The sequence below is a fragment of the Microbacterium hanjuni genome, from assembly GCF_043556395.1.
In the GTDB taxonomy this organism is placed as follows: domain Bacteria; phylum Actinomycetota; class Actinomycetes; order Actinomycetales; family Microbacteriaceae; genus Microbacterium.
In genome coordinates this window covers 194,083-208,413 of sequence record NZ_JBIGIK010000003.1, presented here as the reverse complement: position 1 = coordinate 208,413, position 14,331 = coordinate 194,083, and the positions used below count along the sequence as shown (strand labels likewise).

The 14,331-nt window shown below is 69.5% G+C and carries 10 protein-coding genes; 7 read left to right on the top strand and 3 right to left on the bottom strand.

From position 1 onward, the window contains the following. Positions 1-32: 32 nt before the first annotated feature. The gene (locus tag ACFXP5_RS13195; protein WP_394544948.1) at positions 33-1,361 is read left to right on the top strand and encodes a M20/M25/M40 family metallo-hydrolase; all 1,329 of its coding nucleotides are present in this window, start codon (positions 33-35) and stop codon (positions 1,359-1,361) included. On the opposite strand, the gene ACFXP5_RS13190 is transcribed toward ACFXP5_RS13195, so the two are convergent. Beyond that, on the bottom strand, positions 1,348-1,917 hold the full coding sequence (locus ACFXP5_RS13190) for a hypothetical protein (protein WP_394544947.1): 570 nt from the start codon (positions 1,915-1,917) through the stop codon (positions 1,348-1,350). The two genes, ACFXP5_RS13195 and ACFXP5_RS13190, sit on opposite strands and share 14 nt — an antisense overlap. Positions 1,918-2,080: 163 nt before the next feature. Between ACFXP5_RS13190 and ACFXP5_RS13185 the strand changes: the two genes are divergently transcribed. The 5 genes from ACFXP5_RS13185 to mmsB all read left to right on the top strand — a co-directional run bounded on the left by ACFXP5_RS13185 (position 2,081) and on the right by mmsB (position 8,029). Further along, positions 2,081-3,100, top strand: a complete 1,020-nt coding sequence (locus ACFXP5_RS13185) for a LacI family DNA-binding transcriptional regulator (RefSeq protein WP_394528872.1) — start codon at positions 2,081-2,083, stop codon at positions 3,098-3,100. 115 nt (positions 3,101-3,215) lie between these two features. Next, positions 3,216-4,013, top strand: a complete 798-nt coding sequence (locus ACFXP5_RS13180) for an L-ribulose-5-phosphate 4-epimerase (protein ID WP_394528871.1) — start codon at positions 3,216-3,218, stop codon at positions 4,011-4,013. Between the two features lie 95 nt (positions 4,014-4,108). Further along, positions 4,109-5,188, top strand: coding sequence for a multiple monosaccharide ABC transporter substrate-binding protein (gene chvE / locus ACFXP5_RS13175; protein WP_394528870.1), 1,080 nt, complete (start codon positions 4,109-4,111; stop codon positions 5,186-5,188). A 73-nt stretch (positions 5,189-5,261) separates the two neighbouring features. Further along, entirely contained in the window at positions 5,262-6,788 is a 1,527-nt protein-coding gene (mmsA, locus tag ACFXP5_RS13170; protein ID WP_394528869.1) for a multiple monosaccharide ABC transporter ATP-binding protein, read from the top strand. Between the two features lie 20 nt (positions 6,789-6,808). After that, on the top strand, positions 6,809-8,029 hold the full coding sequence (gene mmsB / locus ACFXP5_RS13165) for a multiple monosaccharide ABC transporter permease (RefSeq protein ID WP_394528868.1): 1,221 nt from the start codon (positions 6,809-6,811) through the stop codon (positions 8,027-8,029). 57 nt (positions 8,030-8,086) lie between these two features. On the opposite strand, the gene ACFXP5_RS13160 is transcribed toward mmsB, so the two are convergent. Together ACFXP5_RS13160 and ACFXP5_RS13155 are read right to left on the bottom strand one after the other, a co-directional pair. Beyond that, positions 8,087-9,379 carry a glycoside hydrolase family 76 protein gene (locus tag ACFXP5_RS13160; protein ID WP_394544946.1) on the bottom strand — a complete coding sequence of 431 codons (1,293 nt, stop codon included), beginning with the start codon at positions 9,377-9,379 and terminating at the stop codon, positions 8,087-8,089. 11 nt (positions 9,380-9,390) lie between these two features. Further along, a complete protein-coding gene (locus tag ACFXP5_RS13155; RefSeq protein WP_394544945.1) occupies positions 9,391-13,413 on the bottom strand; it encodes a DUF3418 domain-containing protein in 4,023 nt (1,340 codons plus the stop codon). 80 nt (positions 13,414-13,493) lie between these two features. Between ACFXP5_RS13155 and ACFXP5_RS13150 the strand changes: the two genes are divergently transcribed. After that, positions 13,494-14,330 (top strand): aldo/keto reductase, encoded by an 837-nt coding sequence (locus ACFXP5_RS13150; protein WP_394544944.1) that lies wholly within the window; start codon positions 13,494-13,496, stop codon positions 14,328-14,330. Position 14,331: the final 1 nt, after the last annotated feature.

Below are 14,331 nucleotides of genomic sequence, written 5' to 3'. Positions count from 1 at the left end.
TTCCGACAGTAGCCGGGGCGTAGTGTCGTGGGGTGACGTCTGCGGTCGAGCGGTTTCGCGAACTCCTTCGAATCCCGACCGTATCGTCGCTCGACTCGACCCGCGTGGATGTCGCCGCGTTCGAGCGGTTCACCGCCACCCTCGCCACGCTCTATCCGCTGATGTACGCCGAGCTCGACCGCGAGGTGGTCGGGGAAGGCTCGCTGCTGTACCGCTGGCGGGGGGCTCGCAGCGATGACCCTCTCGTGCTCATGGCGCACATGGACGTCGTCCCCGTCGCCGCCGGGGAGTGGCAGCATCCGCCGTTCGCCGCCGAGCTCGTGGGCGAAGGCGCGAAGGCGACCATCCACGCCCGGGGAGCGATCGACGACAAGGGCGCTCTCGTCGCCATCGCCGAAGCCGTCGAGGGCCTGCTCGCCGACGGAGTGGTTCCGCCCCGCGACGTGTACCTGGTGTTCGGCCACGACGAGGAGACCTCCGGAAGCGGAGCGCGAGCGATCGCGGCCCTGCTCGAGTCGCGCGGCGTGCGCCCCGCGCTCGTGCTCGACGAGGGCGGCGCCGTCGTGTCGGGGGTGCTGCCAGGAGTGGACGTTCCCACGGCCATGATCGGTGTCGCCGAGCGGGGGATCCTCGCGGTGGGCCTCAGCGTGACCGAGCGCGGCGGTCATGCCTCCACACCTCCGGCGATACCGGCGACGGCGCGGCTGGCACGCGCGATCGACCGCTTGCGGCGTCGCCCGTTCCCTCAGCGTCTCGCCCCACCGGTGCGCGCGATGCTCGCCACCGCCGCCCCGCACGCGCCCGCCCCCCTGCGCGCCGTGCTGCAACGTCTCGACGTTCTCGGCCCGCTCGTCGCGCGCGTGCTGTCCCGGCTCGGGCCGGAGATGAACGCGGTCGTCCGCTCGACCGCCGTCGTGACCGAACTTTCGGGCTCCGCCGCTCAGAACGTGCTCGCCACCCGGCCTCGGGCCACCGTCGACATCCGCCTGCTGACGGGCGATACCGTCGCCGGCGCCGTCGAACACGTGCGCCGCGCCATCGCAGATCCGCAGGTCGAGATCGAGGTGCTGCGCGCGAGCGAACCGTCGCCGGTCTCGCCCTGGCGAGGGCCGGCCTGGCAACGCGTGGCCGCCACCGTCCGCGAGACCCTCGGCGACGACGTGGTGCCGCTCCCGTACGTGCAGTTGGGAGCAAGCGACAGCCGGTGGTTCACGGGGATCGCCGACGCGGTGTACCGCTTCGCCCCGTTCGCCCTCTCGAGCGAGGAGCGGGCGGCTCTGCACTCGCACGACGAACGGATCGGCGTGCAGACTTGGCTGCGCGGTATCGAGTTCTACCGCGCTTTCATCATCCGCCCGTGACGCGGGGCGGGCGGGGCGGTTCGTCCGAGGTGCCGAGCAGGAAAGCGGCGATCTGCGTAGCGGGGGCTTCCAAGAGCGGACCCCGCCCGAACGACCAGTCGGCGTCCGTCGCTCGAACGGTGTGACCCTTCACCGCAGCCCGTCGATCGAACGGGCCGGCGCCGGCGAGATAGAGGGCGACCGCCCCGGCGATGTCGGGCGGGAGTTCGACGGGGGCGTCGACGGCCTCGGCCAGCTGCAGCAGGGCGCGGCACGCGGAAGCGAGGGCCCGTACGGAGCGCCGCTTCCCGGTGCGCACGGCGGCGGCGACGGCGTCCAGGGCACCGGGCGATCCGCCCGGGTGGGCGGCGGCCTCGGCACGCAACTGCGCCGCGTCGATGAAGGCCTCGATGAGCGCGGCGGTGTCGCGCCGCTCACCGGAGAGGGCAGCGGCGGTCACCCGTTGCGCCGCCTGTTCGACAACGTCCGCCACCGCCGCACGGCGGTCGGAGGACACATCCGATTCCGAGCCGGAGGAACGCTGACTCAGCGGGAGGAAACTGCCGAAGTCCGCCATCGGGCCAGTGTAGACGCGAGCCGAAGGTGTGGCAGACTCCCATCCTGACAACGAGCGTGCGGCACCCGGGACGTCCGGGTGTGACGGTCACACGCCGGTCGACGTCGGCAGTGGGCTCGCCCGCGTCGGCGTAATGTGACCGTGCACATGCCGGAGGCACCGAATGAGCGATGACGCGAACGGGCGACGCCCGAGCATCCGCGACGTCGCGCGCCTCGCGGACGTATCGCATCAGACCGTGTCGCGGGTGCTCAACAACCACCCGAGCATCCGCCCCGAGACCCGGGCGCGCGTGCTCGAGGTGATGACACGGCTGTCCTACCGCCCCAACCGCGCGGCACGTGCGCTCGTCACCTCCCGGTCGCAGACCATCGGTGTGCTCACGAGTTCGTCCATCCAGTACGGCCCGGCCTCGAGCATCGCCGCGATCGAAGCGGCCGCCCGCGCCCGGGGTTACTGGGTCAGCACGGCCACCATCGACGCGCACGACCCGGAGGCGATCGCCGAGGGGATCGCCCACCTCATGGCGCAATCGGTCGAGGGACTCGTCGTCATCGCTCCGCAGGTGCGGGTCATCCGCGCGCTCGCCGCCGAGCAGCTGGACGTGCCCTACGTCACCCTCCAGTCCACGGACCTCGACCCCGGTCATACGCTCTCCGTCGACCAGATCGCCGGCGCGCGGCTCGCCACCCGCCACCTCATCGATCTGGGGCATCGGTCGATCTACCACCTCGCCGGGCCGCAGGACTGGGTGGAGGCCGAGGCGCGGATGCGGGGCTTCCTCGAGGAGATGTCGGCGCGCGACATCTCGACCACCGCACCGATCCTGGGGGATTGGACCGCGGAGTTCGGGTACTACGCGGGGCGCGAGTTGCTGCGCGTGCGCGACTTCACCGCGATCTTCTCCTCGAACGACCAGATGGCGCTGGGGCTCCTGCATGCGATCCGCAGCGAGGGGCTCGAAGTACCGCGCGACGTGAGCATCGTCGGCTTCGACGACATCCCCGAGGCCGCCCACTTCTGGCCGCCCCTGACGACCGTCCGGCAGGATTTCGCCGAACTCGGGCGCCGGTGCGTCGAGCTGCTCCTCGGCCCGATCGACGGCGGCCCTCCCGTCACGGCGGAGATCATCATCCCCGAGCTGATCGTCCGCGCTTCCGCGGGCGCGCCGAGCGGCCGCTGAGGCGGCGTTACCAAGACGAGACCCGCTGGTTTGACTTTTGCCCGCAGGAAGTGGCTATAGTCATCCAATGTGAACGGTCACATGACCGCCCACGGGGAAGACGAAGGAGTCGAGGATGGGCGCTGGCATCGATGCCGAGCGGCACGACCCCTACGTAGCAGGTGTCAGGACCGAAGTCGCTGTCGCGCGCGTCCGCGCCGAAGTGGCCGCCCTGCACGCTGAACTCGTCGACAACGGCCTCGTCGTCTGGACGGGCGGAAACGTGTCGGCACGAGTACCGGGAGCCGACCTCTTCGTCATCAAGCCGAGCGACGTCTCGTTCGCCGCCCTCGCCCCCGAGAACATGATCGTTTGCGACTTGGACGGTGTCGTGGTCGAGGGCACCCCCGGCAGCGAACGGGCGCCGTCGAGCGACGCCGCCGCCCACGCTTACGTGTACCGCAACATGCCCGAGGTCGGCGGTGTCGTGCACACCCACTCCACGTACGCTGCGGCCTGGGCGACCCGCGCCGAGGCGATCCCCTGCGTGACGATCACGATGGCCGAGGAATTCGGCGAGTCCGTGCCCGTCGGGCCCCTCGCGGTCGTCGGCGACGAGTCGATCGGCCGCGGCATCGTCGAGACCCTCCGCGACGCACGCTCCCGTGCGGTGCTCATGCGCAACCACGGCCCGTTCACCCTCGGCGTCACCCCCCGCGAAGCGGTGCGGACCGCCGTGATCCTCGAGGACGCCGCGCGCACGGTCCATATCGCTCGCGACGGCGGAGAGCTCGCACCGCTCCCGACCGAGACGATCGACGACCTTTTCTCCCGCCGCACCCGCAGCGGGACACAGACCACCGACGAACGCCGACCTAGCAACGGCGCGAAGCGGTCGTCGAGCGCAGATCTCTTGCGCTCGGGCACCAGATAACTGAATACCGAACACCAAGACGAAGAAGTCCTATGAAAGGGAATCACGTGAAAGGCAAGAAGTTTCTTCTCGCTGCGGTAGCCGCAGGAGCTCTCATGCTTTCGGCATGCTCCGGTGGAGGCACCACCGGCGGCGGTAGCGGCGAGGGCGAGGGCGACGGTGGACTCATCGGCGTCGCGATGCCCACGCGCAGCTCCGAGCGCTGGATCCAGGATGGCGACGCCGTCAAGGCCGCCCTCGAGGACCAGGGCTACACCGTCGACCTGCAGTACGCCGAGGACGACATCCCCACCCAGGTCTCGCAGATCGAGAACATGATCACCAAGGGCGCCCAGGCGCTCATCGTCGCCTCGATCGACGGCACCACCCTCACCGAGGTTCTGCAGAACGCCGCCGACGCCGACATCCCCGTCATCGCGTACGACCGGCTCCTGCGCGACACCGACGCGGTGAGCTACTACGCCTCGTTCGACAACTTCCTCGTCGGACAGCAGCAGGCGTGGTCGGTTCTGAACGGCCTCGGTCTGACCGAGCTCGACGGCACCCCGATCGAGGGCGCACCGGCCGGTCCGTTCAACATCGAGCTGTTCGCCGGTTCGCCCGACGACAACAACGCGACGTTCTTCTTCAACGGTGCGATGGAGGAGCTTCAGCCCTACATCGACGACAAGACGCTCGTCGTCAAGTCGGGTCAGACCGACTTCCAGCAGGTCGCGACGCTGCGCTGGGACGGCGAAACCGCCCAGAGCCGTATGGAAGACATCATCACGGCCAACTACTCCGACGGCTCGACGGTCAACGCCGTGCTGTCGCCGTACGACGGCATCTCGCGCGGCATCATCTCCGCGCTCACCGACGCCGGTTACTCGGTCGGCGCTTCGTGGCCGATCATCTCCGGCCAGGACGCCGAGATCGACTCGGTCAAGGCAATCAACCGCGGCGAGCAGTACGCGACCATCTTCAAGGACACCCGCGAGCTCGCGGACGTGGCCGTGAACATGGCGGTCGCCCTGCTCAACGACGAGGAGCCCGAGGTCAACAACACCACGGACTACGACAACGGCGTGAAGGTCGTGCCGTCGTTCCTCCTCGACCCGGTGATCGTCGTCAAGGACAACATCACCGAGGTGCTGGTGGACAGCGGCTACTGGACTGAAGAAGAAGTCCAGGGCTAAATCCGAATGATTGACCCGGCCGGGCAGCGCGAGCTGCCCGGCCGGGTCATGGGAAGAAGGAGACGGGATCGGGATGACCGACAACATTCTGGAGATGCGCGGGATCACCAAGACGTTCCCGGGCGTGAAGGCACTGTCCGACGTGACGCTGGCCGTCGCGCGCGGTGAGGTGCACGCCATCTGCGGCGAGAACGGCGCGGGCAAGTCCACGCTGATGAAGGTGCTGTCCGGGGTCTACCCCGCCGGTACCTACGAAGGCGCGATCGTCTTCGAAGGCGAGGAGATGGCGTTCAAGAACCTCCGCGACAGCGAGGCGAAGGGCATCGTCATCATCCACCAGGAGCTGGCGCTCAGCCCGCACCTGTCGATCGCGGAGAACATCTTCCTCAACAACGAGCGTTCGCGCGGCGGACTCATCGACTGGAACAAGACCAACCAGGAAGCCGCGGCCCTGCTCAAGCGCGTCGGTCTGCGCGACAACCCGACCACGAAGATCAACCAGATCGGCGTCGGCAAGCAGCAGCTGGTCGAGATCGCCAAGGCACTGTCGAAAGAGGTGAAGATCCTCATCCTCGACGAGCCCACCGCGGCGCTGAACGACGAGGACTCCGCGCACCTGCTCGACCTCATCCTCCAGCTCAAGCAGGAGGGCGTGACGTCGATCATCATCAGTCACAAGCTCAACGAGATCAAGCGCGTCGCCGACACGGTCACCGTGATCCGCGACGGCAAGACCATCGAGACGATCGCGAAAGACGACGTCACCGAGGACCGCATCATCAAGGACATGGTGGGCCGCGACCTCGAGCACCGCTACCCCGATCACGAACCGCAGATCGGCGAAGAGCTGCTGCGCGTCGAGAACTGGACCGCGCACAACCCGCAGGACCCCTCCCGCGTGATGGTCGATGACGTCTCGATCACCGTCCGTGCGGGCGAGATCGTCGGTATCGCGGGGCTCATGGGCGCCGGCCGCACCGAATTCGCGATGAGCCTGTTCGGTCAGAGCTACGGCACGCGCATCACCGGCAAGGTGTTCATGCGCGGCAAGCAGATCAAGACCCGCACCGTCGCCGAAGCCATCGACAACGGTCTCGCCTACGCCACCGAGGATCGCAAGACCTACGGGCTGAACCTCATCGACGACATCAAGCGCAACATCTCGATGGCGTCGCTGAAGAAGTTGGAGTCGCGCGGACTCGTCGACGACAACAAGGAGTACCAGGTCGCGAACGAGTACCGCCGCGACATGAACATCAAGGCGCCGAACGTGCTCGTCAAGACGGGCAAGCTCTCGGGCGGCAACCAGCAGAAGGTCGTGCTGTCGAAGTGGATCTACTCCGATCCCGACGTGCTGATCCTCGACGAGCCCACCCGCGGCATCGACGTCGGGGCGAAGTACGAGATCTACACGATCATCAACCGGCTCGCAGCATCCGGTAAGGGGATCATCGTGATCTCCTCCGAGCTGCCCGAGCTGCTCGGCATCTCCGACCGCGTGTACGCGCTGTCGGAGGGTCGGATCACCGGCGAACTCCCGATCGCCGACGCGACACCCGAATCCGTTCTGAAGCTCATGACCATGGAGAAGCCCCGCTGAGGCGGGTACAGGAGTACGACATGACCAATTCCAACGAGGCCGTCGGCGCGATCATCCAGCCGCCGGACAACAAGGCCACTCGCTGGCTCAGCCATGTGCTGGCCGATCTCGGCAAGAACGGTATTTTCCTCGCGCTGATCGCGGTGGTGGTGCTGTTCACGATTCTGACCAACGGCATCCTGCTGCGACCGCAGAACATCTCCAACCTGGTGGTGCAGAACGGATACATCCTCGTTCTGGCCATCGGCATGGTGATGATCATCATCGCCGGTCACATCGACCTGTCGGTGGGTTCGGTCGCCGCCTTCATCGCCGCTCTCTCGGGCGTGTTCTCGGTGCGGATGGGGATGCCCTGGTGGCTCGCCATCCTGCTCTCGCTGCTCATCGGCGCCCTGGTGGGTGCGTGGCAGGGATTCTGGGTCGCGTTCGTGGGGATTCCCGCGTTCATCGTGACCTTGGCGGGCATGCTGATCTTCCGAGGGCTCGCGCTCGTCGTGCTCGGCAACGCGAACATCGGATCGTTCCCCGACGAGTACCGCGCCCTCGGTAACGGCTTCCTCGGCGGGTTGTTCGGGGAATCCGAGCCCGACCTGTTCACCCTCGCCGTCGGCGCGATCGCGATCGTCGCCCTCGTCGTGCAGCAGCTGCGCACCCGCTCGGGTCGCCGCAAGTACGGCCAGGACGTCGAGCCGCTGGTGTGGTTCGTCGTGAAGCTCGTGCTGATCGCCGCGGCCATCGGATTCTTCGTCTACTCGCTCGCGAGCTACCGCGGCATCCCGGTCACGCTGATCGTGCTGGCCGTGCTGGTGCTGGTCTACGGCATCGTGATGAACCGCAGCGTGTTCGGCCGTCACATCTACGCGATCGGCGGCAACCGCCACGCGGCCGAGCTGTCGGGTATAAAGACCCGCCGGGTGGACTTCTGGCTGTTCGTCAACATGGGCGTGCTCGCCGCCCTCGCCGGCCTCATCTTCACCGCTCGACTGAACCTCGCCGGCCCCCGCGCCGGTGACGGCTTCGAGCTCGAGGCCATCTCCGCCGCCTTCATCGGAGGAGCTGCGGTGCAGGGTGGTGTCGGCACGATCGGTGGCGCCATCATCGGTGGTCTGATTATCGGTGTGCTGAACAACGGCATGTCGATCCTGGGCATCGGTATCGAGTGGCAGCAGGCCGTGAAGGGCCTCGTGCTCCTTCTCGCCGTCGCCTTCGACGTCTACAACAAGCGCCGCTCGGGCAACTGAGCAGCTGAGCGAAAGCCCCGCCCGATCCCTCGGGCGGGGCTTTCGTCATCCCCCGGCTCAGCTGTGTGGTGCCGCCGCCGAGTCGACATCATCGCGCCAAGACGACATGCCCGCGGCGGCGCTCAGGTGTCGTCTCGGCGGCGACGTGTCGACTCGGCGAGTGGTCGCGTCGACGGCGGCTTCCAGGGCCAGCCACCCGCCGAGCTGCACCGAGAGGTCGTGCTCGGGCGAGGCGGCGTCGGCGTCGGCGTCGCGGCCCCAGTCCGCGGCGAACAGGGGGCGGCCATCGACCTGGGCGCGTCCGCTCCACACGGCGGCGGCGTTGGCGAGTACAAGACGCCGAGCGGATGCTGCTGCCCGAAGCCGCGGCGGAAGGTCACCGGCCGTGTCGCCGGGCGCGTCGGTCGAGCCCTCGGGCTGGGCCGCAGCATCCGCCCCGTCGAGATAGTGCGCAGCATCCGCCAGGTAGCGGCACGTGATCGCGGCGAAGAGGCCACCGTCGCCGCCGCCCGAGCCGGGCAGCACCCCCGACGGTGCGGTCCACGTGGCGATCGCGTCGATCAGGGCGATCGCGCGATGGAGCGGTCGCGTTCCGGGCTCGGCGCGGGCGAGCGCGATCTCGGCTCCGAGCGCGACGCCCTGGCAGTAGGTGTACAGCTCGGTGACCCGGCGCACCGCCCCGTCCTCGACCTCGATCCCGTCGATGACGAGCCCGCTGGCGGGATCGCGCAGGGTGTCGTCGATCCAGTCGGCGAGAGCGTGCGCTGCCCCCAGCCGTCCGGTACGGGCGAAGAGGATCGCGGCCGGACCGTTCGCCGGGGCGTTGAAGAGCCGGCTGTCCACCCGCCAGGGGAGGGCGCCGACGGCAGGGTCGATCGCTCCGGCCAGGCGGGCCTCGAGTTGCCGAGCCGCCCGGCGTTGCCCGACCACGTCCGCGCCGCGCTGGAAGGCGAGCGCGAGCCACGCGATGTCGTCGTAGAACGGGCGCGACCAGCTCGCGCCGTTGCGCAGCCACACGCCCCGGGCGAGGGAACGGGCCCGTCGGCGAGCAACGGCGGAGGGACGGTGGCGGGCGGCGTCGATCGCCGCGTCGATGAGCTGTGCGCTCCACCAGTAATGCCACCGGGGGCCGCTCGCGCCGTCGCCGACGAGCGGCAGACGCGGCCAGACCGCCCGCGCCCACGTCAGACCGGGAATCCCACCGCCGAAGCGGGCGAGGACCGCTTCCTCCGCGGCGCGCGCACGGTGGTTCCACTCCGCCTGTGCCACATCGTCGTCCGAAACGCCGGCGGGAAGGTCTGCGCTGATCGCCATGCCGCTCATCATCGCGGGCACGATCGCATGATCCACCGGGGTTGCGTTCAGCCGCGCAGAGCCTTCGCGATCCGCTGGAGCGACACCGGAACGGGCGTTCCCAACCGCTGCGCGAACAGGCTCACGCGCAGCTCCTCGAGCAGCCATCGAGCCTGTGCCAGCGTCGGGGGAGCATCGGCCGGAAGGGGGATGCTGCCGCCGGCCTCGCTGTAGAGGATCGCAGCACGCTCGAACTCGGTCATGCGCTGCCGGTCGCGGCCGGGGTTGTCGGCCAGGCCCTGGACGCGCTCGAGGGCGCCGGCGAGGTAGCGCGGCACCTGGGCGAGGCGGGTGGTGCCGAGACGCGACAGGAACCCGGGGAAGACCAGCCCGGCGAGCTGGCCGCGCACGTCGTTGAGCGCCGACAGCAGGGTCAAGGCGTTCTGCGCCTTCAACGCCCGCTCGACGTTGCGGGCAGCGATCAGCACCCGAGCGGCGAGGGAGACCGTGGCGAACGTCTCTTCCACGACGGCCGCCGAGAACGCATCGCGCACCTTTTCGAAGGCAGCGTGCGTGCGCACCACCCCGTCGGGGGCCACGCGCTGCAGCACGGCGTCGGCCACGGCGACGCGAGCGTCTTCGATCAGCGCCTTCGCGTTCTGGTACGGCGATGCCGCGAGCGCGAGCTTCTCGGTGGCGGTGAGGTGCTCGAGCACATAGGAGGCGGGGGAGGCGACGGCGAGCAGTAGCAGCCGGCGCACCCCCGCGCGGGTGAGGGCCGCGGCCTGCTCGGGGCTGGTCTCCAGCCGCACGGTGACCGAGGCGCACGCGTCGACGATGGCGGGGTATCCGCGCACGACCCCGCCTGCGACGCGGGTGTCGACCACCTCGGGCAGGTCGCCGAAGCCCCATGTCGTGAGGCCGGTGCGCTCGGGGAATCCTCCGCCCGTGGTGGGCTCGCCGCCGCTCGCCGCGACCCGGCTCGCACTCCGGTCGATCGTGGCGGCGACGCTCGTGCGCGCCTTGTTCGCCAAGCGTTCCTGCAGCTCCGGGAGGTCGCGCCCCGACCCGACCGCCCGGCCGCGCGCATCGACCGCCCGGAACGACATGAGCAGGTGGGCGGGCACCCGCTCCATCTCGAAGTCGGCGGCGCTCACCTTCTGGTTCGCGACGCGTTGCACGAGCCCCGCGAGCACCTCGACGAGCGAGGCGGACGGAAGCCCGTCCGTGCTCTCGGGTCCTCGTTCGGCGAGGTCGCCGGCGAAGCGCTCCGCCCAGTCGGCGGCGGGCACGACATTGCGACGGATCGCCTTGGGGAGAGCCCGCAGCAGCGCGGTGACGAGCTCGTCGCGCAGCCCCGGCACCTGCCAGTCGAAGCCGTCGGGGCGGAGAGCGGCCAGCAGGGCGAGGGGGACGACGACGGTGACCCCGTCGTCCTCGGCGCCCGGCTCGAACCGGTACGCGAGCGTCAGCACCTGATCGCCTTGACGCCAGCGTGGCGGGAAACCGCGGTCGTCGCCGCGGCCGGCGCCCTCGGTCAGGTCGGACTCGGTGAGATCGAGCAGATGGGGAGTGCGGGGGGATGCTTCGCGCCACCAGGTCTCGAAGGATCGCGCATCGAACACGTCGGGCGGGAGGCGTGCGTCGTAGAACGCGAAGACGGCTTCATCGCCGACGAGGATGTCGCGGCGCCGCTCACGCTCTTCGATCTTCTCCAGCAGTCGGCGCTGCTCGACGTTGCGCCGGAGGAACGCGGTGAGGCGCTTGTCGAGCGCGGACGGATCCCACTCGCCTTCGACCAGGGCATGGCGCACGAACATCTCGCGCGCGAGGGGTCGGTCGAACCGCGCGAGTTGCACCCGTCGCTTCGGCACGATCTCCACCCCGAAGAGCGTGACCTTCTCGTAGGCGGAGGCGGCCCCCGCCGCCTTCGACCAGTGCGGCTCGCTTAGCGACCGCTTCGCGAGGTCGCCGGCCAGCGGCTCCGCCCACTCCGGATCGATCGCGGCGACGGTGCGGGCGAACAGGCGGGACGTCTCGACCAGCTCGGCGGCCATCACCGCAGCGGGGCGCTTCTTGCGCAACCCCGACCCGGGGAAGATCGCGAAGCGGGCGCCGCGCGCACCGAGGTACTCCCCGCGCGCCGCGGCGCCGCCGCGCGCACCGCTGTCCCGCGGCGACTTGCGATCCTGCGGCGGTTGCGCCGTGCGCGCGTCGAGCAGCCCGATCTGCGACAACAGACCCGAGAGGATCGCGCGGTGCACCTCATCGGCGTTCTCCGCGCCCCCCTCGCCGGCGGTCCCGGAGCTTGCCCCTGGGCCGAGGAGTGACCGCAGCTGGCGGTGAACGTCGACCCACTCGCGCACCCGCACGTAGTTGAGGTGCTCCGAGCGGCAGAGGCGCCGGAAGGCGCTCGAGCCGAGCTCCGCCTGCTGCTCGAGCAGGTAGTTCCAGAGGTTGAGCAGGGTGAGGAAGTCGCTGGTCGGATCGACGAAGCGCGCGTGCAGGCGGTCGGCCTCCTCGCGTCGTTCCTCCGGCCGTTCGCGGACGTCCTGGATCGACAGGCCCGCCACGATGGCGAGCACATCCCGCTCGACTCCCGAGCGACGGGCGTGCACCAGCATCCGCGCGAACCGCGGGTCGATCGGCAGGCGCGCGATCTCGCGGCCGATGTCGGTGAGGCGGGGCGGATCGTTGCGCGCCTGCGAGCCGCGGGCGCTCGAGGCCGGCCGGATCGCACCGAGTTCGAGCAGCAGGTCGAGCGCCGCTTTGACCCCGCGCGAATCGGGCGGGGTGAGGAAGGGGAACGAGGAGATGTCGCCGAAGCCGAGCGACAGCATCTGCAGGATGACCGAGGCCAACGATGTCCGCAGGATCTCCGGCTCGGTGAACTCCGGGCGCCGGGTGAAGTCCTCCTCCGAGTACAGCCGGATGGCGATGCCGGCCGAGGTGCGCCCCGCGCGTCCCGCGCGCTGTTGGGCGGATGCTTGGGAGACGGCCTCGATCGGAAGCCGCTGGATCTTCGAGCGGGCGTTGTAACGGGAGATGCGGGCGGTGCCGGTGTCGATGACGTAGCGGATGCCGGGGACGGTGAGGCTCGTCTCGGCGACGTTCGTGGCGAGGATGACGCGCCGACGCACCCCGGCGACCCGGGAGGGTTCGAAGACGCGGTGCTGTTCGGCGGAGCTGAGACGGCCGTAGAGCGGCAGCACCTCGGTGGGGGAGGATTCCCGCGCAGAGGCGCCGCGCACGGCGTCGGCGGCGTCGCGGATCTCGGCCTCACCGGGCAGGAACACCAACACGTCGCCCGGTGCTTCGCGTTCGAGTTCGCGGAGGGCCGCGACGATCGCGCCGACGTCGTCGGGTTCTTCTTCGGTCTTGCGGGAGGGGCGGGGCTGCGCGCCGTTGCGGGACGTGCCGGGCTTGCGCGGCGCGGGAGCGGGCGCTGCGTCGTCCTCGTCGGCCTCCGTCTCCGCGTCCGGCACGAGCGGACGGTACCGGATGTCCACCGGGTAGGTGCGCCCCGACACCTCCACGATCGGTGCGGGCACGCCGGCGGCATCGGCGAAGTGCTTCGCGAAGCTCTCCGGGTCGATCGTCGCCGAGGTCACGACGACTTTCAGATCGGGGCGCTCGGGCAGGATGCGCCGGAGGTAGCCCAGGAGGAAGTCGATGTTGAGGGAGCGCTCGTGCGCCTCGTCGATGATGATCGCGTCGTAGCGGCGCAACAGCCGGTCGCGGTGGATCTCGTTGAGCAGGATGCCGTCGGTGAGCAGGGCCACCCGGGTGTCGGCGGTGACCTTGTCGGTGAAGCGCACCTTGTAGCCCACCGTGGTGCCCAGCGGTACCTGCAGCTCCTCGGCGATGCGCTCGGCGATCGTGCGCGCGGCGAGGCGGCGGGGCTGGGTGTGGGCGATGCTCGTGCGACCGAGCTCGAGCAGGATCTTCGGCAGCTGCGTCGTCTTGCCCGAACCGGTCGCCCCGGCCACGATGACCACCTGCGACGCTTCGATGGCACGCGCGATCTCGTCCCGCGCGGCGCTGACGGGCAACTCCGGCGGGAAAGCGATCACGGGTTCTGGCGCAGACACAGCCTTCGATGATATCGCGGGTTCGAGCAGGGCCGGCAGTGCCCGCGACACGGCCGATGACCGCTCCTAGGCTGAGGGGTATGACAGTTCCCAACGTCGCGTTGAACGACGGCCACACCATCCCCCAGCTCGGCTACGGCGTCTTCAAGGTGCCCGCCGATGAGACCGAGCGCGCCGTCACCGAAGCCCTCGAGGTCGGCTACCGCCACATCGACACCGCGGCGATCTACGGCAACGAAGAAGGAGTGGGACGCGCGATCGCCCACAGCGGCCTCGGGCGCGACGAGCTCTTCGTCACCACCAAGCTCTGGAACAACCGTCAGTCGGGCGACCAGCCCTTCGAGGCGATCACCGAGAGCCTCGACAAGCTCGGTCTCGAAGCCGTGGACCTCTACCTGATCCACTGGCCCGCGCCCCAGAACGACACCTTCCTGAACGCGTGGCAGCACCTCATCGAGATCCGCGACAACGGCCAGGCGCGCTCGATCGGTGTGTCGAACTTCCTCGTTCCCCAGCTCGAGCGCATCGTCGAGGCCACGGGAGTGACCCCGGCGGTTAACCAGATCGAACTGCACCCCGCCTACCAGCAGCGCGACATCACCGCGTGGGCCGATGACCACGATGTGCGCATCGAGGCGTGGGGCCCGCTCGGACAGGGCAAGTACGACCTGTTCGGCACCCCGGCGGTCGCCGATGCCGCGGCCGCTCACGACAAGAGCCCCGCGCAGGTCGTGCTGCGCTGGCACCTGCAGAAGGGCTTCATCGTCTTCCCCAAGTCGGTGCGGCGCTCGCGCCTCGAGGAGAACTTCGACGTGTTCGACTTCGACCTGAGCGGCCCCGAGATGGTCGCCATCGATGCGCTCGACCCCCGCGACGGCAGCGGCCGCGTCGGGTCGCACCCCGACGAGGTGAACTGAC